At 62.9% G+C, this 24,913-nt stretch carries 24 protein-coding genes and 1 riboswitch; of the genes, 9 read left to right on the top strand and 15 right to left on the bottom strand.

Annotated features, from left to right (window positions below):
- Window positions 1-103: 103 nt before the first annotated feature.
- Together gltX and ACKLNI_RS06140 are read right to left on the bottom strand one after the other, a co-directional pair.
- Window positions 104-1,426: a glutamate--tRNA ligase gene (gene gltX / locus ACKLNI_RS06145; protein ID WP_413718172.1), complete on the bottom strand. Its 1,323-nt coding sequence runs from the start codon at window positions 1,424-1,426 to the stop codon at window positions 104-106.
- Between the two features lie 61 nt (window positions 1,427-1,487).
- Window positions 1,488-1,916, bottom strand: a complete 429-nt coding sequence (locus ACKLNI_RS06140; protein ID WP_413718171.1) for a DUF1801 domain-containing protein — start codon at window positions 1,914-1,916, stop codon at window positions 1,488-1,490.
- A 61-nt stretch (window positions 1,917-1,977) separates the two neighbouring features.
- Here ACKLNI_RS06140 and ACKLNI_RS06135 point away from each other — a divergent pair, with 61 nt between their 5' ends.
- Complete coding sequence (locus tag ACKLNI_RS06135) at window positions 1,978-2,382, top strand: metallopeptidase family protein (protein WP_413718170.1); 405 nt, start codon at window positions 1,978-1,980, stop codon at window positions 2,380-2,382.
- A 100-nt stretch (window positions 2,383-2,482) separates the two neighbouring features.
- Complete coding sequence (locus tag ACKLNI_RS06130) at window positions 2,483-3,415, top strand: MBL fold metallo-hydrolase (protein WP_413718169.1); 933 nt, start codon at window positions 2,483-2,485, stop codon at window positions 3,413-3,415.
- A 258-nt stretch (window positions 3,416-3,673) separates the two neighbouring features.
- On the opposite strand, the gene ACKLNI_RS06125 is transcribed toward ACKLNI_RS06130, so the two are convergent.
- Window positions 3,674-4,585, bottom strand: a complete 912-nt coding sequence (locus ACKLNI_RS06125; RefSeq protein WP_413718168.1) for a glycerophosphodiester phosphodiesterase family protein — start codon at window positions 4,583-4,585, stop codon at window positions 3,674-3,676.
- A 209-nt stretch (window positions 4,586-4,794) separates the two neighbouring features.
- On the opposite strand from ACKLNI_RS06125, the gene ACKLNI_RS06120 reads away from it, so the two are divergent.
- A complete protein-coding gene (locus tag ACKLNI_RS06120) occupies window positions 4,795-6,192 on the top strand; it encodes an MATE family efflux transporter (protein WP_413718167.1) in 1,398 nt (465 codons plus the stop codon).
- Here ACKLNI_RS06120 and ACKLNI_RS06115 read toward each other — a convergent pair.
- A complete protein-coding gene (locus tag ACKLNI_RS06115) occupies window positions 6,189-6,746 on the bottom strand; it encodes a gamma-glutamylcyclotransferase family protein (protein ID WP_413718166.1) in 558 nt (185 codons plus the stop codon). The genes ACKLNI_RS06120 and ACKLNI_RS06115 overlap by 4 nt on opposite strands.
- A gap of 73 nt (window positions 6,747-6,819) precedes the next feature.
- Window positions 6,820-6,911, top strand: a riboswitch (glycine riboswitch).
- Window positions 6,912-7,054: 143 nt separating this feature from the next.
- On the opposite strand from ACKLNI_RS06115, the gene gcvT reads away from it, so the two are divergent.
- The 4 genes from gcvT (at window position 7,055) to ACKLNI_RS06095 (ending at window position 12,653) form a co-directional block, all read left to right on the top strand.
- Window positions 7,055-8,176: a glycine cleavage system aminomethyltransferase GcvT gene (gene gcvT / locus ACKLNI_RS06110; RefSeq protein ID WP_413718165.1), complete on the top strand. Its 1,122-nt coding sequence runs from the start codon at window positions 7,055-7,057 to the stop codon at window positions 8,174-8,176.
- Between the two features lie 19 nt (window positions 8,177-8,195).
- Window positions 8,196-8,555: a glycine cleavage system protein GcvH gene (gene gcvH / locus ACKLNI_RS06105; RefSeq protein WP_413718164.1), complete on the top strand. Its 360-nt coding sequence runs from the start codon at window positions 8,196-8,198 to the stop codon at window positions 8,553-8,555.
- 67 nt (window positions 8,556-8,622) lie between these two features.
- Complete coding sequence (gene gcvP, locus ACKLNI_RS06100; protein ID WP_413718163.1) at window positions 8,623-11,475, top strand: aminomethyl-transferring glycine dehydrogenase; 2,853 nt, start codon at window positions 8,623-8,625, stop codon at window positions 11,473-11,475.
- Between the two features lie 89 nt (window positions 11,476-11,564).
- The gene (locus ACKLNI_RS06095; protein WP_413718162.1) at window positions 11,565-12,653 is read left to right on the top strand and encodes a DUF2817 domain-containing protein; all 1,089 of its coding nucleotides are present in this window, start codon (window positions 11,565-11,567) and stop codon (window positions 12,651-12,653) included.
- A 14-nt stretch (window positions 12,654-12,667) separates the two neighbouring features.
- Here ACKLNI_RS06095 and ACKLNI_RS06090 read toward each other — a convergent pair whose 3' ends face one another.
- Window positions 12,668-12,925 carry a hypothetical protein gene (locus ACKLNI_RS06090; RefSeq protein ID WP_413718161.1) on the bottom strand — a complete coding sequence of 86 codons (258 nt, stop codon included), beginning with the start codon at window positions 12,923-12,925 and terminating at the stop codon, window positions 12,668-12,670.
- Between the two features lie 587 nt (window positions 12,926-13,512).
- Here ACKLNI_RS06090 and ACKLNI_RS06085 point away from each other — a divergent pair.
- Window positions 13,513-14,286: a 3-hydroxybutyrate dehydrogenase gene (locus ACKLNI_RS06085; protein WP_413718160.1), complete on the top strand. Its 774-nt coding sequence runs from the start codon at window positions 13,513-13,515 to the stop codon at window positions 14,284-14,286.
- Window positions 14,287-14,356: 70 nt separating this feature from the next.
- Here the strand turns inward: ACKLNI_RS06085 and ACKLNI_RS06080 are convergent, their stop codons facing one another.
- The 10 genes from ACKLNI_RS06080 to ACKLNI_RS06035 all read right to left on the bottom strand — a co-directional run bounded on the left by ACKLNI_RS06080 (window position 14,357) and on the right by ACKLNI_RS06035 (window position 23,450).
- Complete coding sequence (locus tag ACKLNI_RS06080; RefSeq protein WP_413718159.1) at window positions 14,357-15,079, bottom strand: DUF502 domain-containing protein; 723 nt, start codon at window positions 15,077-15,079, stop codon at window positions 14,357-14,359.
- Between the two features lie 70 nt (window positions 15,080-15,149).
- Entirely contained in the window at window positions 15,150-16,088 is a 939-nt protein-coding gene (locus ACKLNI_RS06075) for a pseudouridine-5'-phosphate glycosidase (protein ID WP_413718158.1), read from the bottom strand.
- Window positions 16,085-16,978 carry a PfkB family carbohydrate kinase gene (locus ACKLNI_RS06070; RefSeq protein ID WP_413718157.1) on the bottom strand — a complete coding sequence of 298 codons (894 nt, stop codon included), beginning with the start codon at window positions 16,976-16,978 and terminating at the stop codon, window positions 16,085-16,087. Before ACKLNI_RS06070 ends, ACKLNI_RS06075 begins: the two co-directional genes overlap by 4 nt.
- A 59-nt stretch (window positions 16,979-17,037) precedes the next feature.
- Window positions 17,038-17,664, bottom strand: coding sequence for a nucleotidyltransferase family protein (locus ACKLNI_RS06065; protein WP_413718156.1), 627 nt, complete (start codon window positions 17,662-17,664; stop codon window positions 17,038-17,040).
- Window positions 17,661-18,965: a branched-chain amino acid ABC transporter permease gene (locus ACKLNI_RS06060; protein WP_413718155.1), complete on the bottom strand. Its 1,305-nt coding sequence runs from the start codon at window positions 18,963-18,965 to the stop codon at window positions 17,661-17,663. Before ACKLNI_RS06060 ends, ACKLNI_RS06065 begins: the two co-directional genes overlap by 4 nt.
- Complete coding sequence (locus tag ACKLNI_RS06055; RefSeq protein ID WP_413718154.1) at window positions 18,962-19,972, bottom strand: branched-chain amino acid ABC transporter permease; 1,011 nt, start codon at window positions 19,970-19,972, stop codon at window positions 18,962-18,964. Before ACKLNI_RS06055 ends, ACKLNI_RS06060 begins: the two co-directional genes overlap by 4 nt.
- Window positions 19,973-20,005: 33 nt before the next feature.
- Window positions 20,006-20,332: a hypothetical protein gene (locus ACKLNI_RS06050; protein ID WP_413718153.1), complete on the bottom strand. Its 327-nt coding sequence runs from the start codon at window positions 20,330-20,332 to the stop codon at window positions 20,006-20,008.
- Window positions 20,333-20,574: 242 nt separating this feature from the next.
- Window positions 20,575-21,393, bottom strand: a complete 819-nt coding sequence (locus ACKLNI_RS06045; RefSeq protein ID WP_413718152.1) for an ABC transporter ATP-binding protein — start codon at window positions 21,391-21,393, stop codon at window positions 20,575-20,577.
- A complete protein-coding gene (locus tag ACKLNI_RS06040; RefSeq protein ID WP_413718151.1) occupies window positions 21,390-22,178 on the bottom strand; it encodes an ABC transporter ATP-binding protein in 789 nt (262 codons plus the stop codon). The genes ACKLNI_RS06045 and ACKLNI_RS06040 overlap by 4 nt, the downstream gene beginning before the upstream one ends.
- Before the next feature lie 69 nt (window positions 22,179-22,247).
- On the bottom strand, window positions 22,248-23,450 hold the full coding sequence (locus ACKLNI_RS06035; RefSeq protein ID WP_413718150.1) for an ABC transporter substrate-binding protein: 1,203 nt from the start codon (window positions 23,448-23,450) through the stop codon (window positions 22,248-22,250).
- A gap of 295 nt (window positions 23,451-23,745) precedes the next feature.
- On the opposite strand from ACKLNI_RS06035, the gene ACKLNI_RS06030 reads away from it, so the two are divergent.
- Window positions 23,746-24,906 carry a PQQ-dependent sugar dehydrogenase gene (locus ACKLNI_RS06030; protein WP_413718149.1) on the top strand — a complete coding sequence of 387 codons (1,161 nt, stop codon included), beginning with the start codon at window positions 23,746-23,748 and terminating at the stop codon, window positions 24,904-24,906.
- Window positions 24,907-24,913 lie beyond the last annotated feature (7 nt).

Raw genomic sequence — 24,913 nt, 5'->3', positions numbered from 1 at the left:
CCATGAACTGTTAGCGCCATCAGCGCAAGGGGGTTTCGACGCCTTCGGCGACGACTGGTGGGGGGGTTCCCCGCTCCCCGCCGTATTTGAACCAGGAAGAAGTCTAGAGCTTGGGCTTCTTCTGGAGAAGTGGCATGACGTCGGCCATTTCGGGGCCGCGTGCCCGTCCCGTGACCGCGAGACGCAGCGGCATGAAGAGCTGTTTGCCCTTGCGCCCCGTCGCCTCCTTGACCGCGTTGGTCCAGTTTCCCCAGGTCTCGGCGGAGTAGGGCGGCTCCCCCAGCAGGCCCAGGGCTTCAGCCACGAAATCGCGGTCCTCGTCCGCCACGACAGGCTCTGCCCCGCCGGCGAACACATTCCACCAGTCGCCGGCTCCGGCACGCGTTTCGATGTTTCCGCGCACCGCCTGCCAATAGGCGTCGCGCAAGCCCTCGGGCACGCCTGCGGTGGCCAGTTCGGCCGCCACGTCGCCGCTTTCCAGCATCTGCACGACCCGTGCGGTCATCGGGGTCAGGTCCTCGATGTCGAGCTTGGTCGGCGCCGCGCCGAAATGCGACAGGTCGAAGCCTTCGATCAGCTCGTCGTGGCTGGCGCGCAGTTCGACCGGGTCGGAGGACCCCAGCCGCGCCATCAGGGACAGGAGTGCCATGGGTTCGACACCCTTGGCGCGCAGGTCCCGCAGTGCCAGTGTGCCGAGACGCTTCGACAACGCTTCGCCCTGTGGCCCCGTAAGTAGCGAGTGGTGGGCGAACGACGGCACCGAGCCTCCGAGCGCCTCGATGATCTGGATTTGCGTCGCGGTGTTGGTCACGTGATCCGATCCCCGCACCACGTGGGTCACGCCCATTTCGGTGTCGTCGACAACCGAGGCAAGCGTGTAGAGAACCTGACCGTCCGCGCGGATCAGCACCGGGTCCGAGACGCTGGCGGCATCGATCGAGATGTCGCCGAGGATGCCGTCGGTCCAGTCGATCCGCTCCTGGTCCAGTTTGAACCGCCAGACGCCGGCGCCGCGTTCGGCGCGCATCCGTGCCTTCTCGTCCTCGGACAGCGCCAGCGCGGCGCGGTCATAGACCGGCGGCTTGCCCATGTTCAGCTGCTTCTTGCGCTTGAGGTCCAGTTCGGTCGGCGTTTCCCACGCCTCGTAGAAACGGCCCATCTGACGCAGGGTGTCGGCCGCCTCGGCATAACGGTCCAGCCGCTCGGACTGCCGTTCGACACGGTCCCAGGTCAGTCCCAGCCATTCCAGGTCTTCCTTTATCGCGTCGACATATTCTTCCTTCGACCGCTCGGGGTCGGTGTCGTCGATGCGCAGGATGAAGGTGCCGCCGGCCTTGCGCGCGATCATCCAGTTGAACAGCGCGGTCCGCAGGTTGCCGACATGGATATAGCCCGTGGGTGAGGGCGCAAAACGGGTGGTGATCATGGAACTCTCCTGTGCCCGCGAGCGTTTTTCACATGGCGGCCGATTTGTCCATTGCCAGCGCCTATTCCGGATGAATCTCCCATCGCGCCCGAAGGTCGTCCAGGCCGGCCCGGATCACTTCGGCGAGCACGTTTTCGTCTATGTCCGACAATCGTCTGACATACAGGCAGGACTTGCCGGTGTTGTGTTTGCCCAGGCGCTTCAGGATGTCGCTGAAATCCGCGTATCCCGGCATGATGTAGATCGAGAAATTCTGAGATCTCGGCGAAAATCCGGTGGCCAGGAAATCGCCTTCCCGACCCGTTTCGTAGACATAGTGATAGCGCCCGTAGCCTATGATCGAAGCCCCCCACATGACCGGCCGAAACCCGGTCACTTCGCGGAAGATCGCGTCAAGGCGCAGCCCATCCGCCCGTTTCCAGTCCGGCAAGACGCCGGTCAGGAAAGCTTGCACGTCTCCGTCCGTTGCCTGGGTCTTGTTCTGGCTCATGGTCCCATCCTACCGGAAACATCCTCTGGCCCACAGGTGTTTTCGGCGCTATCGCAATCCAATGGACTGGACCGAAGCCACAGCGCCCGACGCGGCGGATATCGAGGCAATGGCGCTTGCCGCCGTCGAAGCGCTACCCGAGGCGTTTCGCGGTCCGGCCCTGTCGGTTGCGCTCCGGATCGAGGAGTTCGCCAGTGACGAGATGCTGGACGGGCTCGAGATCGAGGACCCCTTCGAGTTGACGGGTCTTTACGACGGCATTCCGCTGACCGAGAAATCCGTCGCCGATCAGCCGGGTCAGCCGGACGCCATCTGGCTCTTCCGCCGCCCGATCCTGGACGAGTGGGTGCATCGTGGCGATGTAGCACTGGCCGACCTGGTCGCGCATGTGATGATCCATGAACTGGCGCATCATTTCGGATGGTCCGACGCGGATATCGCCGCGATCGACCAGTGGTGGTCCTGAGCTCTGCCGATTTCTGCGTCGCCCTGTGCGCAAATGCACATCGACGTTCCTGCGCGGTGAATTAACTCTCGCCAGAGTTAACACCCAAGGAGGTTTTCATATGACTCGAGGCAATATTTCACGTCGTTCGGTTCTCGCTGCCGGGGCCGCCATGCCCTTTGCCGCAGGGCTTTCCGCAACTCCGGCGCTGGCCGGAGGACACGCCGCCGCAGCGCCCAACGCGATACAGAACACGTTTGCTCTTGGAGACTTCCAGGTATCGACCCTGCTGGCGGGTACCCGTCCGGTGGAAGAGGTGCAGGGAATCTTCGGCATGAACGTCTCCCCGGAAGAGTTCGCCGCCGTCAGCGCACAGAACTTCATTCCTGCCGACAAGGCACAGTTCTTCTTCACGCCGACGGTCGTGCGCACCGGCAGCGATGTCGTCCTGTTCGACACGGGTCTCAGCGCCGCAGGCACGACCGCCGCACTGGAAGCGGCGGGCATCATGCCGGCAGACGTGACCGTCGTCGTCATCACCCATATGCATGGTGACCATGTCGGAGGAATGACAGGTGAAGATGGCAGCCTGACCTATCCCAACGCGCGTTACGTCACAGGCCAGGTCGAGTTCGATCACTGGAATGGCACCGACAACGAGACCTTCGCCGGAAAGGTAAAGCCGTTCGCAGACCGCTTCGAATTCATCGGAGACGGCGGCAGCGTCGCTTCCGGCATCACTGGCATGGCCGCCTTCGGACACACACCGGGCCACATGGTCTACATGCTGGAGTCGGGTGGCAAGCAACTTCTCCTGATGGCGGACACCGCGAACCACTACGTCTGGTCGCTGGCCTATCCGGACTGGGAAGTGCGCTTCGACATCGACAAGGCCGCCGCCGCCGCTTCGCGCAAGAAGGTCCTCGGAATGGCCGCCGCCGACCGTATTCCGCTTGTCGGCTACCACATGCCGTTCCCCGGCATGGGCTTCGTCGACACCCGCGGCGAGGGCGGCTTTCACTATGTGCCCGCGACCTACCAGATGATGCTCTGAGCGGTCCACACACGCCAAAGAGCATCGGGCGATCCTTCGGGGTCGCCCATTGTTTTTGCGGCTGGCTTCCGGGGCCCGCTGCGGCAAAGTCACAGCTGACCAAATGGGAAGGGGAGACGTACCGATACCGCCTCTCCAAGCCCAACGGCTCTTGTTGGCGCATCCGGTGAATGTCTGCTTTGCGGGACTAGGCGGGCATTCAATCGAATGCCGTACGGCGGCCACGGCAGGCGAACTAGTGACCATCGCTTTCTCGTCTCACTTGCCAAGGAGCTTCAGCACGAGGTCCGGTTGATCTGTGGACGCAGAGAACCCGCGATCAAGCACCGCGCGCCAAGGACCCGTGTCATTGCCGTTGACCAAGGCCGAATCCTCTGGGCCACCGGAACTTATCGTCAGCACAATCCCCAGTTCTTCGAGTCTTGAGACGAACTCGGGGGTCAGATTGGCGCTGGCGACGCTGACCATCCTGATCGTCGATCCAAGCTGTGCATAGATCGCGTCGAAATCGGCAAGGTAGTTCCGCGATCGAAACAGAGCAACCGCCACGCCGATGCCGGTCGCGGTGGATGCTTCGCGCAATTTGCTTTGGTCAGTCCCCGAATAGTAGAGATCGAAGAGCAGAAGGTTCTCTGCGTCTCTTTCTCCAAGCCCGGCCGCAAGGCTATCCACCTCGTAGGCCTTGAGACCAAGAAGAACCAGTAAGCGTCCATCGACCAGATCAAGCGCCTCACCCAGCGTTGGAACAGGTTCGTCATAACCAGGTTTGCTATTCAGAAGTCGCAGTCGCCGGATTTGCTCGAGTGTGTAGTCGCGGACATAGTCCTTGCCGCCTCGGCTTGCGCGTGAGGGACCATCCGGAGGCCCTTCGGGGAACACCCTTTCGACATCCGTAGTCCTGTTTAGTGTATGGTCGTGCATCAACACATATTGATCGTCAGCAGTAAGCTGAGGATTGATGTGAATGGCTTCAATGCCGCGGTCGATAGCATACCAGATTGCGGCCAGGGAGTTTTCGGGCCATTCGCCCATTACGGCAGAGCGATGCGCGATCACCAAAGGTGGATGCCCAGGCGCAAGCCGGTCGTCTACGCTTACTTGAGCAAAGACCAGTTGCGGCACAATGAGCGCCAAAGACAGAACGATCCGTGCGAGACTTCTGGGCTTCATCTCAACTTCTCCATCCGCAGGTAACTCTTAGGGTGCGAAATCTAACTCTGCCCGAGAAGGTCTACGCTGGTTCCTGGCCGTCTATCCTTGATACTGCTCAAGGACCCGATTGGCCTCGTTCCTGCCATTCCCGGCATCCAATCCAGGCCTGCGGCCATCCTTCCGGACCAACCCTTTCCTTCTTCCCCGGCTGCTGCGATAGAGATCCCATGGCAGAACCGGCGAGATTCCTCGAAGGCAACCTGATGCGGCACATCGCCGTGATGTCCGTCACTTCCTCGGTCGGGCTGATGGCGGTCTTCGCGGTCGATTTCATCGACATGATCTTCATCTCGATGCTGGGCAAGGCCGAGCTGGCCGCGGCCGTCGGCTATGCCGGCGCGATCCTGTTCTTCACCGGCTCCTTCGGGATCGGCATGGCCATCGCGTCCGGAGCGCTTGTCGCGCGTGCGCTGGGCGAGGGCGACGAAGGTCTGGCCCGGCGGCGCGCCACGTCCAGCCTGATCCTGGGCTTCCTCTTCGGCGCGGTCTTCGCGGCCGTGGTCTGGCTGAACATCGCGCCGCTCGTCTCGCTTCTGGGCGCCACGGGCGAGACCCGCGATCTCGCAGTCCACTACATGCAGATCGTTCTTCCCAGCCTGCCGGTTCTCCTGGTGGGCGTGGTCGGCGGCGCCATCCTGCGCGCCCATGGCGACGCGCGACGCTCCATGAATGTCCTGATCCTCGGCGGCGTCGTGAACGCGGTGCTCGACCCGATCCTGATCTTCGGTCTGGACCTCGAACTGACCGGCGCGGCGCTGGCCTCGATCGCCGCGCGCTTCACCATCGCCGGTCTGGCGCTCTCCGCGATCCAGCGGTTCCATGGCGGGTTCACGCGCCCCGGTGCCAGGGGTCTCTCGGCCGATATCCGTCCCGTCTTCGCTATCGCGCTACCGGCGATCCTGACCCAGCTCGCCACGCCCGTGGGCCAGGCCTATGTTACCCGCGCCATGGCCGAATACGGCGAGGAGGCCGTCGCCGGAATGGCCATCGTCGGCCGCCTCACCCCCGTGGCCTTCGCCATCCTCTTCGCGCTCTCGGGCGCGGTCGGCCCGATCATCGGCCAGAACGCCGGCGCCCGGAATGCCGAACGCGTGACCCGCACCTATCGCGAAGCGCTGATGTTCACCGCGGGCGTCACCTGCCTTGTCTCGCTTGCGCTGTTCCTGCTCCGGGGGCCGCTTGAATGGATCTTCGTACTCCAGGATGCCGAACTCGCCCGAACCCTGGTCTTCCTCTTCGCGGGACCGCTCTCGCTCATGTGGTTCTTCAACGGCGTGATCTTCGTCTCGAACGCGGCCTTCAACAACCTCGGCCACCCGTTCTATTCGACGCTCACCAACTGGGGCCGTCACACCCTGGGCACCATCCCATTGGTCATGCTCTTTTCCGCATGGTTCGGCGCGCCGGGGGTGCTGATCGGCCAGGCGGTGGGCGGCGTGCTCTTTGCCGCGATCTCGGTCGGGCTCGCGCGGCGGCTCCTCGGGCGCATCGACAGCGACAGCGTGCGGCCGGACCCGTTCCTGCGCCACCAGCGCATCTTCCAGGTCTTCCAGCACCGTCGCTAGAAAGGCGTGATCCCAAGCCTGCCCAGCCAGTCGTCCACCAGCGCCGTTTCTTCCGCGCTCAGCACCTGGTGCCGGGAATACAACGGGTTCGCCCGGTCATTGCGCATCGGTGCATCCCAGCCATCCGTCGTCTCGAAGAACCGGGCGACGCCATCCTCGCCGAACTCCCGCAGATAGCCCTGCACCACGACATCGACATAGCTCAGAAGTACTGGCCGCATCTCCGAGGCGGGCGCATGCATGTCGGCGGGAGCATGATAGATGTGAATTTCCGGGCCGCCCGCGATGCCGTGCTCCACGTCCGTTGCCAGAACGCGCGCATAGGCGTGCTCCCGCATGTCCAGCGCCGCCCAGTCCCCGCCCGGCACATGCGCGATCAGCCCTTCGATGGACGACTCCGGCGCAGGCACTGCCGTCAGGAACGCCACCTTGCGCCCCTCGACATGCCGCCATGCGCGCCGCCATCCCGAAATCCGCGCGGGATGCGCGTCTGAGTAATCGTGGGTCGCCCGGTTCACCAGCGACCCGTATCCAAAGAAGAATGGCCGTGTCATGGCAATCACCTGCCTTGGTGCACGGCGGAATACAAGGGCTTGCCAGAGCCTGCGAAACCGGCGTATGGCTTTGGATGACGCGACGGGAGAATCCGGGTGAAAGACCCGGTGCCGAAGGAGCAACCGCCCCGGTAAACTCTCAGGCAAACGGACCGCCGCGCCGCTAAAGACTCTGGAGAGTGCCCGGTCTCGGGCCGCCGAAGGGATAACGATCTCAGGCGAAAGGACAGAGGGGGCGCCGACGGGCAAGGCTTTTTGCCCGACAGGTGCCCGGCGCGTCCGCGTCGGCGAATTTTGACGGGGAGCCGATGCCGGAGCTGGAACGCACACCGCTATACGACCTTCACCTCGCACGTGGCGCCAAGATGGTGCCTTTCGCGGGCTACGAGATGCCAGTCCAGTATGGGCTTGGCGTCATGAAGGAACATCTCTGGACGCGCGAGAACGCCGGGCTGTTCGATGTCAGCCACATGGGACAGGTGCGCGTCGTGCCGCGTTCGGGCGACGTGTCTGACGCCGCGCGCGCCTTCGAAACGCTCGTACCGGTCAATATCCTCGGTCTGGGCGAGAACCGTCAACGCTATGCGCTCTTCACGAACGATCAGGGAGGGATTCTTGACGACCTGATGGTGGCGAACCGGGGCGATCACCTGTTCGTTGTCGTCAACGCCGCCTGCAAGGCCGATGACATCGCGCACATGACCGCACATCTCTCCGCCGCCTGCGAGGTTCAGCCCATCACCGACCGCGCGCTGATCGCGCTTCAGGGTCCGAAGGCCGAAGCGGCGTTTGCCCGCCTTGTCCCCGGCGCTGCGGACATGCGTTTCATGGATGTCGCCAGCTTCGACTGGGACGGTGCCGAACTCTGGGTGTCGCGCTCCGGCTACACGGGCGAGGACGGCTACGAGATTTCCGTGCCCGACGACCGCGCAACGGCCCTGACCGAGGCGCTCCTCGCGATGGACGAGGTCGAGGCGATCGGCCTCGGCGCGCGCGACTCGCTCCGTCTGGAGGCCGGCCTTTGCCTCTATGGCTCCGATATCGACACCACCACGACGCCGGTCGAGGCGGCACTCGAATGGGCGATCCAGAAGGTCCGCCGCCGCGGCGGCGAACGCGAGGGCGGCTTTCCGGGCGCGGACGTGATCCTCGATCAGTTCGAAAACGGCGCGTCTCGCCGCCGGGTCGGACTTCTGCCCGAAAGCCGCGCACCCATGCGTGCGGGGACCGAAATCTATGCAGGCGACAAGAAAACGGGGCAGGTGACCTCGGGAGCGTTCGGTCCCTCGCTGGAGGCTCCCATGTCCATGGGCTACGTCGCTATTGACGACGCTGCGACGGGAACGAAACTGGAAGGCGATGTGCGCGGCAAGCGGATGCCGGTCACCGTCGCCGACCTGCCGTTCCGCCCCTCGAATTTCAAACGGTGATCAACAGGGAAAGAGATCCATGAAATATACTGAAGAACATGAATGGCTGCGCGTTGAGGGCGATCTCGTCGTCGTGGGCATTACCGAGCACGCTTCCGAGCAGCTGGGCGACGTCGTCTTCGTCGAACTGCCCGAAGCCGAGACGATGGTCTCGAAGGGTGACGAGATCTGCGTGATCGAAAGCGTCAAGGCCGCTTCCGACATCGTGGCCCCCGTCGATGGGGAAATCGTCGAAGTGAACGACGATCTCGTCGACAACCCGGGTCTCGTGAACGAAGATCCGCTCGGCGCGGCATGGTTCTTCAAGATGAAAGTCGACGACATGAGCCAGCTCGACGACTTCATGTCCGAGGACGAATACAAGGAAATGATCGAATAGGCGCGAATTTCTTCCAAGAAATTCGCCAAAAGTCTTGCGAAGACTTTTGCCCTCAACGGAGACCGAAATGACCTTCACGCCGACCGACTACCTGCCTTACGACTTCGCCAACCGCCGCCACATCGGACCGTCTCCCGCGGAGATGGAGGAGATGTTCAAGGTGCTTGGCGTGAAGGACCTCGACGAGCTCATTGACCAGACGGTGCCGAAATCGATCCGGCAGGCGGAGCCGCTGGATTTCGGCAAACCCCTGTCAGAACGCGAGCTTCTCTACCACATGCGGCAGGTCGCGCTGAAGAACAAGGTCTTCACCACGATGATCGGGCAGGGCTACTACGGCACCGTCACGCCCCCCGCGATCCAGCGTAACATCCTCGAGAACCCCGCCTGGTACACCGCCTATACGCCCTACCAGCCCGAGATTTCGCAGGGCCGGCTCGAAGCTCTGCTGAACTACCAGACCATGATCTCCGACCTGACCGGGCTCGAGATCGCCAACGCCTCGCTCCTCGACGAATCCACCGCCGCTGCAGAAGCCATGACCATGGCGCAGCGCGTCGCCAAGTCGAAGGCCACCGCCTTCTTCATCGACGAGAACTGCCACCCGCAGAACATCGAGGTGATGAAAACCCGCGCCGCGCCTCTGGATATCGAATGCATCGTGGGCGCCCCCGAAGACCTCGATCCGTCTAAAGTCTTCGCCGCCATCTTCCAGTATCCCGGCACCTACGGCCACGTTCGCGACTTCACCGATCAGATCGCGGCGCTGCACGAGGCCAAGGCGCTTGGTATCGTCATCGCCGATCCTCTTGCCCTGACGCTCCTCAAGGAGCCGGGCGCCATCGGCGCCGACATTGCGGTCGGATCCACCCAGCGCTTCGGCGTGCCGATGGGCTGGGGCGGCCCGCACGCCGCCTACATGGCCTGCCGCGACGCTCACAAGCGCGCCATGCCCGGCCGCCTCGTCGGCGTCTCGATCGACGCGCGCGGCAACAAGGCTTACCGCCTCTCGCTCCAGACCCGCGAACAGCACATCCGGCGCGAGAAGGCCACCTCCAACGTCTGCACCGCGCAGGCGCTCCTTGCCGTGATGGCCTCCTTCTACGGGGTGTTCCACGGCCCCGATGGCCTCCGCGCTATCGCGCAGCGTATCCACCGCAAGACCGAGCGTCTGGTCATGGGGCTCGAGGCCGGCGGCTACAAGATCGAGCCGGAACTCTTCTTCGATACGATCACCGTCGAGGTCGGCGCGCTCCAGGGCGTCATCATGGAAGCGGGCCGGCGCGAGCGGATCAACTTCCGCAAGGTCGGCGACACCAAGATCGGCATCGCGGTCGACGAGACGATCCGCCCGGCGGTCCTCGAGGGCGTCTGGCGCGCCTTCGGCCTCAACTTCAGCCGTGACGATTTCGAAGCGGGATACACCCGCCTTCCGGTCGAATATCATCGCACGTCCGATTTCATGACCCACCCGACCTTCCATCACAACCGGGCCGAAACCGAGATGATGCGCTACATGCGCCGTCTCGCCGACCGCGACCTCGCGCTCGACCGCGCGATGATCCCGCTCGGATCCTGCACGATGAAGCTGAACTCGGCCGCAGAGATGATGCCGATCACCTGGCCGGATTTCGCGATGCTGCATCCCTTCGCCCCCGCCGACCAGGTCGAGGGCTATCACGAACTGATCGCCGACCTCTCCGCCAAGCTCTGCACGATCACCGGTTACGACGCGATGTCGATGCAGCCGAACTCGGGTGCGCAGGGCGAATACGCAGGCCTCCTGACGATCATGGCCTATCACCGGTCGCGCGGCGATGAAGGGCGGAAGGTCTGCCTGATCCCGATCAACGCCCACGGCACCAACCCGGCCTCCGCCCAGATGTGCGGGATGGAAGTCGTCGTGACGAAATGCACCGAAAGGGGCGACATCGACGTCGAGGACTTCCGCGCCAAGGCCGAGGCGGCGGGCGACAGGCTGGCGGCCTGCATGATCACCTATCCCTCGACCCACGGCGTCTTCGAGGAGACGGTGCGCGAGGTCTGCGACATCACGCACAAGCATGGCGGGCAGGTCTATATCGACGGCGCGAACCTCAACGCCATGGTCGGCCTTGCCAAGCCGGGAGAGATCGGCGGAGACGTCTCGCACCTCAACCTCCACAAGACCTTCTGCATCCCCCACGGCGGCGGCGGTCCCGGCATGGGGCCGATCGGGGTCAAGGCGCACCTCGCGCCGTTCCTGCCCGGCCACCCGGAAACCGGCGGCCGCGAAGGCCCCGTGTCGGCGGCGCCCTACGGCTCGCCCGGCATCCTGCCCATCTCCTGGGCCTATATCCTGATGATGGGCGGGCAGGGGCTGACGCAGGCGACGCGGGTTGCGATCCTGAACGCCAACTACATCGCCAAGCGGCTCGAAGGCGCATTCGACGTGCTCTACAAGGGCACGAACGGCCGGGTTGCGCATGAGTGCATTCTCGACACACGCCCCTTCGACGAAAGTGCAGGCGTCACCGTCGACGACATCGCCAAGCGGCTCATCGACAACGGCTTCCACGCCCCGACGATGAGCTGGCCCGTGGCGGGCACGCTGATGGTCGAACCGACCGAAAGCGAAACCAAGGCCGAGCTCGACCGTTTCTGTGACGCCATGCTTTCGATCCGTGACGAGATCCGCGCCATCGAAGAGGGCAGGATCGACCCCGAGAACAACCCGCTCAAGCACGCGCCGCACACGGTCGAAGATCTCGTGGGCGAATGGGACCGCCCCTATACCCGCGAACAGGGCTGCTACCCGGCAGGTGCCTTCCGCGTCGACAAGTACTGGCCTCCGGTCAACCGCGTCGACAACGTCTGGGGCGACCGGCACCTGGTCTGCACCTGTCCGCCGCTGGAAGAATACGCCGAAGCGGCCGAGTAGGCGCGAAACCGGTTTTCAGGTTCCGCGGCGCGGACTAGTCTGCGCCGTGGAGACGGCATCGGGCCGCCATCCTGATCGAGGTCGCCTTGATGCCGGACTCGTTTTCCAGGAACTACGCCGAGGCGCGGGACAGGTTCGTCTTGGCCGCCCGAAAGGCGGGCGCGACACTCCACAGCTATCGCAGGGAGGACATCCGGGGCAGGGACGGCGAAGAGCTTGCCGTCGACGTTGCCGTTCTGGGAGATCGTGACGCCGACAGTGCGGCCATCGTGATCTCGGGAACGCACGGATCCGAGGCCGGGTGCGGCTCGGCAATCCAGCATCGCTGGCTTTGCGAATGCGCCTCCGCTGAGGCCATCGCCGGGCTGCGGCTGGTTCTGGTCCACGCCGTCAATCCTTGGGGTTTCTCCCACGGCACGCGCGCGACCGAGAACAACGTCGATCTGAACCGCAACTTCAACGACTTCGCACCCGGATTCTCGCGCCCGAACCCGGCCTATGACCGGCTGATGCCTTTCCTGCACGGGCCCGCCGACAGCGCCGAGGCGCACCTTGCGGCCCATCGCGGCTATCGGGCCGAGATCGCCGCTGCCGGGGCAAGCATCGAAAGCCAGGCCGTCGAAGGCCAAAGCGCGTGGTCCGACGGCATCTTCTTTACCGGCACCGCGCCCGAATGGTCGAACCTCACCTTCCGCCGGATCGTAGCCGACCACTTGTCCGGTTCGCAGCGCATCGGGTTCATCGACTGGCACACGGGCATGGGTGAATACGGCGAGATCGTCCCCATCGTGTTCTCGTCCCGCGACAGCGCCGAATACGCCCGGGCCGCCCGGTGGTGGCAACTCGACCGCCCCGATGGCACCGGCCTGCAATCGCCGGTTCCGGCGCGGTATGCGGGTCTGCTGTGGCAGGCCATCGGTCAGGAGGTACCCGGTGCGCGCGTCGCAGGCGCGGTGTTCGAGTTCGGCACGGGCGACGCCTATTCGGTCTTTCGCGGCGACCGGCTGGACCGCTGGCTGAGGCACGAGGGGCAGGACGATCCTGACCGCGACTCGCTGCGCCGGGACTACGTGACCCTTTGCTGTCCGACCGATATTGCGTGGCGCCGCTTCGTGCTTGCCGAGGGACCGGTCCTGATCGACCGGATGGTCGCGGGCGTTGCGGACTGGCGTGGCTGAGGCGTGAACAGATTTCATTCGCCCGCCACCTCGCCCGACACGTTCACCGGCGCGGTGATAGTCCTGAGACGCGGAGCCAGCGTCACCCGCTGTCCGCTATCCCGGAACCTTTGCCGTTCCGCCACGGCCTCGGGGTCGGGCTCGGCGAACTTCCGAAGGCGCAGAGGGTTCGCTTGCCCGGCGCGGGCCATCTGCATCGCGTCCACTTCGGACAGTTCGATAAAGACGGCGTCATCGCGCTGTCCGAGAACGAATTCGATGACCCCAATCAATTGGGGAATGCCCCTGTCGTCTTTGGCGATGAACTCGACCCACGAACCCGTCGGAGGCGGCGGCGTGGTGGCGTGAAGAATTAGGACGGTCGAATGCCGGCCCTACGCGACCGGAAGAATCCCGTCGGCTCGGGGCGTGCCGGGAAGGGAAAGAAGGCCTGAGGCCAGCAGGGCTGCAATCAACAGGTGTCGGCTCGACAAAGCCATATGTGCTCCAAATCGGTTTGCCGAGCCTAACGTCGAAATGCGGTCAGACTTTGTCCGGGTCTTGTCCTGCGGATGCGAGGGGCGCTACCCCTCGCGCTCCCCGGAGTATTTGAAAAAAGAAGAAGACAATTTGAATCGATTTTGCGCTTCCTCTTGGCCAAAATACTTCGGGGGGCTCGCGCCATGCGCGAGCGGGGGCAGCGCCCCCTCGGCCCGGGACATTCCTGACTGCCGGTAAATCGGCCGCACGCCCGTGCCATACGTTTTGCCGACGCTTCGCCGACGCTTTGCCGACGGCGATTTCGGGGCTGGCAGAGCCGGGCGAACCCGGTATGTTGCAGGCGCGAAAGAATTGCCGCAGCCGCGAAGGGAGCCCGCACATGTCGCTGAGAGGAAAGACCGCCGTCATCACCGGATCGAACTCTGGCATCGGCCTCGGCGTTGCCTGGGAATTGGCCCGCCAGGGAGCGGACGTGGTGTTGAACTCGTTCACCGACGCTCCGGACGATCACGCGTTAGCCGCTGAAATATCTCAGGAAACCGGCACGAACGCGCGGTACATCCAGGCTGATATGTCGAAGGGCGAGGACTGCCGTGCCCTGATTGAAAAGGCGGGTGCCTGCGACATCCTCGTCAACAACGCGGGTATCCAGCACGTGGCCCCTGTCCCTGAATTCCCGGTCGAAAAATGGGATGCGATCATTGCGATCAACATGTCCTCGGCGTTCCACACCACCGCTGCAGCGCTCCCGATGATGCGCAAAGCCGGCTGGGGCCGCATCATCAACATCGCCTCCGCCCACGGCCTCCGCGCCAGCCCCTTCAAGTCGGCCTATGTCACGGCCAAGCACGGCGTCGTCGGCATGACCAAGGTCGTTGGGCTGGAAACCGCCAAGGAGCCGATCACGGCCAACGCCATCTGCCCCGGTTATGTGCTTACTCCTTTGGTAGAAAAGCAGATTCCGGCGACTGCGAAGGAGTACGGCATTTCGGAAGACGAGGCGATCGAGAAAGTCATCCTGCTCAAACAGCCCTCGAAAGCGTTCGTCACCGTCGAACAGATCGCGGGTATCGTGACCTTCCTATGCTCGGATGCGGCCAGCCAGATAACGGGCACGGCGATTTCCGCCGATGGAGGATGGTCGGCCCAGTAGGCCGGTTTGCCCGTTTGACGGAGTTCCTCGGAGTTGGAGGAAACGCCTCTCTACGAGGTCGAGTGCATAATCAGGTGCCGGATGCGCGTGCCGCAGGTGGGCGGACATTGCCGATCGGCGTAGGCAGGGCCTTGGAGCCGTCGGGATAGACGAGGCCGGCGGATATCACCAGCTTGGCGGCATCTTCGACGCTCATCTCCAGCGGAATGACGTCCGATTTGGGCAGAAACAGAAGAAACCCCGAGGTCGGGTTCGGGGTGGTCGGCAGGAACACGGCGGCTTTGTCGCCTTCGACTGCGATCTTGGAGGAAATTTCGCCTTTGGCCGAGGTCGACATGAACGCGATAGCCCAGATACCCTTGCGCGGGTACTCGACGAGGCAGGCCTTGTCGAACGAGGTTTCCGACTGGGCGAAAACGGTCTCCGCGATCTGTTTCAGTCCGTTATAGACAGACCGCACCACCGGCAGGTTCTGAACTACGCTCTCGGCCCAGCGGATCAGCGATTTACCGATGATCCCCTTGGCCATCCAGCCGACGATGATCGTGAAGATGAGGAAGACAATAACGCCGATACCGCGGATGTTCAGCCCGACGTACTGATCAGGCCGCAACCACACGGGAACGAAAGGAAGAACCCAGCTGTCGACCCAGCCCGCGACGGTCCAGATCAGCCAGAGCGTCAGACCGATGGGTGCGATCACCACGAGGCCGGTCAGGAACGAGCTTCGGAACCACGCAAAGACGCTGCGGCGTTTCCGGGGTTCATGATCTTCTTCGAACGGTGTCGTCATCTGGCGGGGCTCGCTGGTATGCCCGTAACGTAAGCGGTCCGAATGACGGCGGCAACAGTACCGGTTGAAATCATTTGTTTCCCGCCCTGTCGCACAGGTCAGCAGCAATTTTCGCGGCCAGTCGCGCGTTGTTGAGCACAAGCGCGATATTGGAGTCCAGGGAACGGCCCTCGGTCAGGGCGAAAACGCGGTCCAGCAGAAACGGGGTGAGCCTCTTGCCCGAGATATCCGGATTCGCCTCCGCGTCCTTCAGCGATTGCTCGATGATTGGCCCGATCACCTCTCCGGGGATCTCATCGGTCTCGGGAATGGGGTTCGCAACAAGATGCCCGGCTTTGAGGCCAAGTCTTTGCGACATGAGGATCCGATCGGCTATTTCCCCCGTCGATGAAACGGTCCCCGGTGATGCAATGCGGTCCGGATGCCAGCGGGACCAGAAGGCGGGGAACAGGTCTTGACCAAAGCTGAGCACCGGCACCCCAAGTGTTTCAAGCACTTCCAGGGTTTTCGGAATGTCGAGGATTGCCTTCGCTCCTGCACACACAACGGTCACCGGAGTCTGCGCCAGTTCCTGCAGATCCGCCGAGATGTCGAAATTCAGTTCGGCGCCCCGGTGAACACCGCCGATGCCGCCGGTCGCAAATACCCTGATCCCGGCAAGGTTGGCGCAGATCATTGTGGCCGCGACCGTCGTCGCGCCGGAACCGCCTGTGGCAAGACACGCTGCAAGATCGCGACGGGACAGTTTCTCGATGCCGTCGCTATCCGGGTCACCGAGACGTTCCAGTTCCGCGTCCGAAATCCCGATCCGGATTCGCCCGTCCAGAACGGCAATGGTTGCGGGCGTGGCGCCGCTTTCCCTGATCGCCGCCTCGGCCGCGCGGGCGGTTTCGATATTTCGGGGAAATGGCATTCCGTGGCTGATGATCGTCGATTCCAGCGCTACGACCGGTTTTCGAGAGGCCAGTGCGTCACTTACGTCCGGTGCCAGATCCATTGGAAATGTCATGATCTCACGTCCCCACTGACATAATCCGCAGCTGCTTTCAGCGCCGTGAACAGCGCCTTTTCGCGCGCTTCACCCCGAGCTTCGGCGGCGATATGCGCCGCCATGAAGGTGTCGCCGGCTCCGGTCACGCGCGTCACCAGGACCTGCGGAGGCTCTGCTGTGATCACCCCCTCGGGCGAGCCATGCGCAGCGATCCGCCCTCCGTCCGTGACCAGCACATTCGCGGCGCCACGCTGAAGCATGGTATTGACGGCGATTTCGGCCGTCTCGAAACTGTCCTGGCAGAGCAACCCGGCCTCTTCGAGGTTCACGTAGATCGTCGCCTGCGGGCAGGAGAGCAACGGCAGCAACCGCTCGGCCTTGCCGGGCGAGGCCGGGGCAACCCGGAGGTCCGCCGCCGCGAAAAGCGGGCTCCGCGCGATTTCAGCCAGCAGGTCTTCGGTCAGGTTCCCATCAAGAGCGATCAATCCGGAAAAAGGGGTGTTTGGGTTGCCCAGCCGTCCGTCGGAAAGAGGCCGGAGGATCTTGTCGCCCGCAGCCTCAAGAGAATGTGCATCCGCAATGGCGGCGATCAGCCCATTGGCGCCCTCGACAGCCATGTAGATATCCGTGGGAAGATCGTCCGAACGGTAGATAAGTCCGGTTTCCATGCCCAGCCGCTCCGCGGCAGCGATCAGCTCCTCGCCCTCCTCGTCCCGGCCGATCGCCGTCAGCAGGACAGGATGCAATCCGAAGCGCCGAAGGGTCATCGCGATGTTCATCGCCACGCCGCCCGGCAGTCGGGTGATCCGCCCGGGAACGTCAGACCCCACACGCATCACGGCGCCGGAACGTCCGATCACGTCCCAGAGGACCGAGCCAATGCAAACGATGTCGCGAGTGCCTTCCATGCGGCGGGTGTGGCCTGAAAGCGCGGACTTGGCAAGAGAGCGCTGGGCCGGTCGCGGGCCTATCGTGGATGGTCCGTCTCCGCGCGCCAGGCGTCCCAGTCCTCGGGCGTGTCCAGATCCTGAACTGCGCGCTGACCGGGCAGCGCCACGAACTCGATGCGCTCCCCCTCCATCATCGCTGCCGCGCCCTTGTCACCGGACAGGGTTTCGAAGTCGCGCACCGCGTGATCGGGAAACAGAACGGGATGCCCCGCGCGTCCATCCTCGGTCGTCGCTCGCACGACGGGACCACCCCGCGCCTGGAACACCCGGTCCATCTCCATGATGTCGGATGCCTCTATCCCCGGCATGTCCGGCAGCATCACCAGCATCCCGAAGTATTCGTAATCGCCCTCCCAAGTGGCATTCATCGCCGCAAGCGCGGCCCGCGCGCCGGCCCGCAGGGTGGCGGCCATGCCCTCCGCGGCGTCCTCGACGTCAAGGATATCGACGTCGAGATTGCGCAGCGCCTTCCGCCGCTCCCGGTCTTCCGGCCCGATGCCGACGATCACCGGACCGACCCCCGCCTTCAGGGCCTCGATAGCCGCGCGCCGCAGGATCGGTACACCGCCCACGGTTTCCAGCAGTTTGTCGCGCCCCCGCATCCGGCTGGAGCGCCCCGCCGCCGGAATGAAGGTGACGATCACCGCTCGGGGATCAGCCCGCGCGGGCTGAAGCGAAGTACCAGCAACAGGATCAGCCCCATCGTCAGCAGACGCATATGCGCGGCGCTGTCCAGAAGATGCTCCTTCAGCCAAGATCCTTCGGCCATGCCGGAGGTCACCAGCCCGATCAGGCTCTGGCCGATCGGTTCGACCATGACCCAGAGGAACCAGATCAGGAACCCGCCCAGCACCGCGCCGAAGTTGTTGCCGGAACCGCCGACGATCACCATGACCCAGACCAGGAAGGTGAAGCGCAAGGGCTGGTACGTTCCGGGCGTCAACTGACCGTCAAGAGTGGTCATCATCGCGCCCGCAAGGCCGCAGACCGCAGAACCTAGGATAAAGATCTGCAGATGCCGTGCGGTTACGTCCTTGCCCATGGCCTCCGCTGCGACCTCGTTGTCGCGAATGGCCCGCATCATGCGGCCCCAGGGGGAATTCAAGGCAGACTGGGCCAGCCAGAGCAGCAGGACGAGAACGCCAAGGAACAGGCCCATGTAGGCCAACTTTACCGATATCGCCGAGGCCGTCATCGGATCGAAGCCCCAGGCGTTCACCCATTCGATGAAGCCCGGACTTTTCTGAAGCTGGATTTCATAGGGCACGGGGCGCGGAATCCCGATCACGTTCTTCACGCCGCGCGCCAGCCAGTCCTCGTTTTTGAGGATGGCAATGATGATTTCGGCAATCCCGAGGGTTGCGATCGCAAGGTAATCCGACCGAAGTCCGAGCGCGGTCTTGCCGACGACCCACGCAGCGCCGGCGGCCAGAAGTGCGCCGACCGGCCACCCAAAGATCACGGGCAGGCCAAGGCCACCGAGATATCCGGTGGTTGCGGGATCGATGGCCTCGACTGCGGCGACGCCCGCATCGAACACGTTCCGGAAAACGAAGAAACCGACAACCAGAATCGCGATCATCGCCGCGGCGCGTGCGCGGCCCGCGGGCATCCGTTTCCATGCTTTGGCTGCGGCCACGATGGTCAGCAGCCCGAGTAGCAATCCTCCGACCACGCGCAGCCCGCCAGCGGCCCATGCCTCTCCTACCGGCGGCATCGAGACAATGACCGCGCCAAGACCACCCAAGGCCACGAAACCCATGACGCCGATGTTGAACAGGCCGGCATAGCCCCACTGCATGTTCACACCGAGGGCCATGATCGCCGAGATCAGCCCCATGTTCACGATGCCTAGGGCCACGTTCCAGCTTTGCAGGAAACCCGTTGCAACGATGAGGCCGAAGACGACCGCGAATAGCAGGATATCTCTGGATGTCAGGGTCATACGGCTTTCCCCTTGAAGAGGCCGGTCGGCCGGAACAGCAGAACTATGATCAGGATCGCGAAACTGACCGCGAACTTGTAGTCGGTCGACAGAAGCTGAATCAGCCCATCGGGCTCAAGGCTTTCGGGCAGGATGTATCCGGCGACTTTCTTGAACGCATAAGTCACCGTCACCTCGGAAAAAGCGATCACGAAACCGCCTGCGATAGCGCCCAGCGGGTTCCCCAGGCCGCCAACAATCGCGGACGCGAAGATCGGCAGTAGCAGCTGGAAATAGGTGAACGGCTTGAAACTCTTGTCGAGCCCGTACAGCACCCCGGCAATCGTGGCGAGGCCAGCCACGATGATCCAGGTGATCGCGACGACGCGTTCGGGGTTGATGCCCGACAGAAGGGCTAGATCCTCATTGTCCGAAAAAGCCCGCATGGACTTGCCGGTTCTCGTGTTGTTCAGGAACCAGAACAACGCGGCCACCACGATGATCGCCACGACAACGGTCAGGGCAGCGGTTGCCTTGATGGCAAGGCCCTCCTCCAATCCGGTCATTTCCTTGAAGTCGCGGGCCGAGATGATGAAACGCGCCCCGTCCGCAAAGCGCTGATCATCCACCCCGATGATGAAGCGTACGATTCCGTTCATCACGAACATCACGCCCATCGAGACGATAACAAGGATGACTGGCGCCGCTTTTTGCTCGCGGTAGAATCTGTAGACCAGCCTGTCGGTCGCTAGGACGAGAAGCGCGGTACCTGCAATGCCGACCGGCAACGCCAGCAAGGCCGTCGGTAGCGGTCCAAGCGATACGCCCAGTCTCTGCAGCCACCACGTCATGAGAATTGTCACCATCGCGCCAAAGGCCATCGTGTCGCCGTGGGCAAAGTTCGAGAACCGCAGGATGCCGTAGATCAGCGTGACGCCAAGCGCACCCAACGCAAGCTGGGAGCCGTAGGCGACCGCCGGCACGATGACGAAGTTTGCCAAGGCCACTAGGGCGTTCAAGAGGTCCATCGTCTCACTTTCCTAAGGCTGCAGGGACAGTCATCATCGTGGCAACCACCTGTTGATGTAGGTTTCGATCCCACGGCATTTGCCAATCCGGGTCTGCGTGTTCACCGAGCCGTCGTCCGACTTGAGGGTCTGCATGTTGAATGCGGCCGAACCGTCGTCGCGTATTCCGACCGTGTACATCGCGGAGTGTCCGAGAGTGCCGCGGATCAACACGTCGCGTTCCTCTGTTGCCGGGATCGGCTGCGCAATCGCCTTCAGAGGCGAGCGTCCTTCCACGTGCATCATGACGCGGAATAGGCCGGGTTGATCCTTCAGCGAAGGCTTCGGCGTCAGCAGAACGTACATTGGCGTCTGCGCCATATTTCGTCCCGGAAATTCGCATCGTATGGCCGATCCCTCTGTCGCGGCAGATTCCATTAAAGCCAGAACTATCAACGTGTTCAGCATCACACAGGTCTCCGTTCCGAGTGGCATGCCCGCCCAGGGCGACGCCCGGTTCCGCCGGTCGGGAGACCATTCCGTCTATCCCGCCCGACCGTTGCCCGGTTCCTCGCTCCAGGCGTGTGAGTGGTGTCCGGCTGTGCTTCTCTCGGTCCGCATCTTTATCCCCCAAGAAAACTCCGCCGCACTTCAGGATCCGCCAGCAAAGCCTGGCCCGTGTCGGTATAGGCGTTCGCGCCTTGAACAAGCACGTACCCCTTGTCCGCGATTTCCAAAGCCTGGCGGGCATTTTGCTCGACCATCAGGATCGAGATGCCCGTGCGCGCAACTTCGATGATCCGGTCGAACAGCTCGTCCATGACGATCGGGCTGACGCCCGCGGTGGGTTCGTCCAGCATCAGAACCTTCGGCTTCGTCATCAGGGCCCGACCCACGGCAACCTGTTGGCGCTGGCCACCGGAGAGTTCGCCCGCCGCCTGCCGTCGCTTTTCCTTCAGAATGGGGAACAGATCATAGACCTGTGCCATGGTTCCGCTTATGTCGTCGCGGCGGAGGAAAGCGCCCATTTCAAGGTTTTCCTCGACGGTCATCGACGTGAAGATGTTGTTGGTCTGCGGCACGAAGGCCATGCCCTTCGCGACCCGGTCCTGTGGTGACAAACGGGTGATGTCCGCGCCGCCGATCCGGACCGAACCCTTGCGCAGGTTCAGCATGCCGAAGACCGCCTTCATCGCCGTGGACTTGCCAGCGCCGTTGGGTCCGACGATTACAGCGATCTCTCCTTCGTTCACTGCAATGGTGCAGTCGTGGAGGATATCGGCGCCCGACCCGTATCCGCCGGTCATGCTGTCGCCGATCAGGAACGCATCGGAGGTGTGCGCCGCCGACCCGGTTCCGGGAGACGCTCTCAGAGTTCCCGCAGGTCTCGGATTCGCAATGGACACATCCTTGTTGCCCCGGTCATCATATGGATCGCTCACGCCCCGGCCTCCTGCTTGACCTTATTCTTGAGGCCCGTGCCCAGATAGGCTTCGATCACCTGTTCATTCGCCTTGATCTCGTCGAGCGTGCCCTCGGCAAGCACCTTACCCTCGGCCATGCAGATCACCGGGTCGCAGATCCGGCCGATGAAATCCATGTCATGCTCGATGACGCAGAACGTGTAGCCGCGCTCCTTGTTCAGCCGCACGATCGCATCGGCGATCGTGTTCAGAAGCGTGCGGTTCACGCCCGCGCCCACCTCGTCCAGAAAGACGATCTTGGCATCGACCATCATCGTGCGGCCAAGCTCCAGAAGCTTCTTCTGCCCGCCCGAGAGATTTCCGGCTTTCTCGTCCTTCAGATGGTCGATGGTCAGGAACTCCAGGACCTCGTCCGCCTTCTTCAACAGCGCGCGCTCTTCCTCGGCAATGCGTTTCCGACCGATCCAGGCGTTCCAGATCGTCTCGCCCGACTGGCCGCCCGGCACCATCATCAGGTTTTCGCGCACCGTCATCGACGAGAATTCATGCGCGATCTGGAACGTGCGAAGCAGTCCCTTGTGAAAGAGGTCATGCGGCGGCAGACCGGTGATGTCTTCGCCATCCATAAACACCTTGCCTGAAGTAGGTGGCAGGCGTCCGGCTATCACGTTGAAAAGTGTTGTTTTTCCAGCGCCATTCGGTCCGATCAACCCGGTGATCGAGCCCTTGGCGATCTCAAGCGAGGCACCGTCGACGGCGTGGAAGCCCCCGAAATGCTTGTGAAGGTCTTCGACGACGATCATGCGCTGTGCCCCTGATCCGGTGCAAAACGGCCCGGGACAGGCCCGGGCCGTCTTCTACTTTGTTCGCAGTTAGCGGAACTTGACGGTTTCAATTTTTCCGTCGCGAACCTCAATCTGGCGGTAATTGCCGGCGCTTTCACCAGGTCCGATCAGTTCGACAGCAGAAGCACCTACGTAGTCAACATCGCCGCCATTGGCCAAAATCTCCAAAGCCTTTGCCAATTCACCCGGGTAGATCTGCTCGCCAGGAGCGTTTGCCACATCCATGACCTTTTCTTTGTAGACGCTTGGGTCGTTGGAGTTTGCAGCCTGCATCGCCAGAAGGATCAGTGCGGATGCATCATATGCTTCGGCTGCGAAAGGTGCGGTACCGTCAAACCCCTGAGCCTCGCCCATCTCAGCAAGCCTGGCCGCGCCAGGACTGTCTGTGCCGGGAACCTGACCAGTTGAACCGTTTATCTCAGTACCAAATCTGTCGGTGATCGCGTTCCCGATCATGCCGTCCGGCAGGTGGAATGTGTCGAACGCGCCGGCGTCAAGTGCGGCTCGAATGATCCCAGGACCACCCTGATCGATATAGCCCGCAACAACCAGACGTTGCCCGCCGGCAGCGGCCAGCGCGCCGACTTCGGCCGAGTAGTCGGCCTTGCCATCTTCATGCGCGGCGTTGATCGTCACGGTACCGCCTGCGGCTTCGAAGGCTGCCTGGAAGCTGTCTGCCAGACCTTTTCCGTAGTCATTGTTTGTATAGGTCACCGCCACTTCGTCGATGCCGGCTTCCCGCAAGATCTCGGTCATAACGACGCCCTGCCGCGCGTCCGACGGGGCGGTCCGGAAGAACAGGCCGTTATCTTCGTTGTTCATGTGGCTTAGGCCCGGCGAGGTTGCAGAACCAGAAATCATGACCATGCCGTTGGGAACAGCCACATTCATAAGTGCCGCGCCGGTTGCGCCCGAGCAAAGCGCGCCATTGATGCCGGAAACACCTTCCGCCGTAATAAGCCGCTCAGCAGCCGCGGTCGCGGCGGCGGCGTCCACGCATGTCGCGTCCGCACGTACCGGCGTGACCTTCTTACCGCCCAACAAAAGGCCGCTTTCGGAGACTTCCTGGATCGCGGCTTCCGCGGCAGGAGCCATGCCCGCAGCGATAGATTCGGCCGGTCCGGTAAAACCAAGCAAGACGCCAATTTTGATTTCATCTCCGTGTCCGCCAGCCAGTGCAGCATTTGCGCAAAGTGCGGTCGCCGCGGAGGCGAGTAGGAACTTCTTCATGCTTTAACTCTCCCAGTTGGAACGTATGTCCTGATAAGGATCTTGTGTCCTGCCGGAGAGACTAGTTGGGCCATTTTGGAAAGAAAAGAGGCCTTCTGGCTCAACTCTGTGTTCGAGCAGGTCATTCGGGACTATTTTCTTTCGAATTCAGGCGATTTGCCCGAAGCTGGGAGAAGCTCATGAGTCATTCCGGCTCAATTCCGGCGCTCTTTTTTGGCCCTGTACCGGCGGCAAGATTGAACTTTCCTGTGGCGGTCTTAACTCGAAGGACACGCCCTTAACGGAGGTTGTCAGAATGAAAAATGCGTCGTTTGCGGATCGGACCGCTATTCGCGAAGACAGGTGGGCGTTGAGCGCGCGTGCAGTGGGAGCAGCGTTGTTCGCAGCTGCCTCGTTGGCGACCGGCGCCGCACACTCCGATACCCTGCAGTCGAGTGTCGGAGCCGTTCAGGTCGACCGGGTTGCAAGCGGTCTCGATGAGCCTTGGGCTGTCGGCTTCCTGCCGGACGGCAGCATCCTTGTAACCGAGCGAGATGGGCGATTGCTCCGCTTTGAGGATGGGCGCTCCAGCGAAATCGCCGGAGTGCCTTCGGTAGCGGACGTGGGGCAGGGCGGCCTGCTGGACCTGCTCGTGCCACGCGACTTCGCGGAGTCCCGCGAGTTGTTCTTCACCTATGCGAAGCCGCAGCGTAAAGGCGAGGGTACCGCCGTGCTGCGCGCCCGCCTCAGCGATGACGGCAGTACTCTCGAAGGCACGGAGACGATTTTCGAACTGACCGAGGGTTCCTCGGGCGGATACCACTTCGGTTCGCGCATCGTCGAAGCGACCGACGGCACGCTCTTCCTGACGATAGGGGATCGCGGCGATCAGCCCTCGGCGCAGGATTTGCGCCGCGAGAACGGCTCGGTCGTGCGCATCGCACGTGACGGAAGTATTCCCCCGGACAATCCCCTTGTCGGTCAACCCGATGCGAAGCCCGCGATCTGGAGCTTCGGACACCGCAATCCGCAGGGCGCCGCGCTTGATCTGGATGGCAACCTCGTCACAGTCGAGCATGGTGCGCGCGGCGGCGACGAGATCAACCGGATAACGCCCGGTGCCAACTACGGCTGGCCGCTCATCTCCTACGGCCGGCATTACTCGGGCCAGCCCATCGGCGTCGGGACAAAGGCGCCCGGGCTCGAGCAGCCGGCCTTCTACTGGGACCCGTCCATGGCGCCTTCTGGAATGATGATCTATTCCGGGAAACTCTGGCCGGATTGGCGCGGCGACATCTTCGTCGGGTCGCTAAAATTCGACTATATCGCCCGTCTCGAGGGTGACCCCCTGGACGAAGTCGAACAACTTGCCTCCGACGACACACTGCGCGTCCGGGATATCCGCGAAGCGCCTGACGGAACGATCTGGTTTCTCAGTGTCGGCAACGGTGCGCTATATCGCATGTCGCCGGGCTGATGTCGGG

Origin of the sequence: Silicimonas lutimaris (assembly GCF_047314965.1) — a bacterium.
Taxonomy (GTDB): domain Bacteria; phylum Pseudomonadota; class Alphaproteobacteria; order Rhodobacterales; family Rhodobacteraceae; genus JAVJUV01.
Note: the sequence above shows the minus strand (reverse complement) of the source record. Positions and strands in the feature narration are given on the sequence as shown.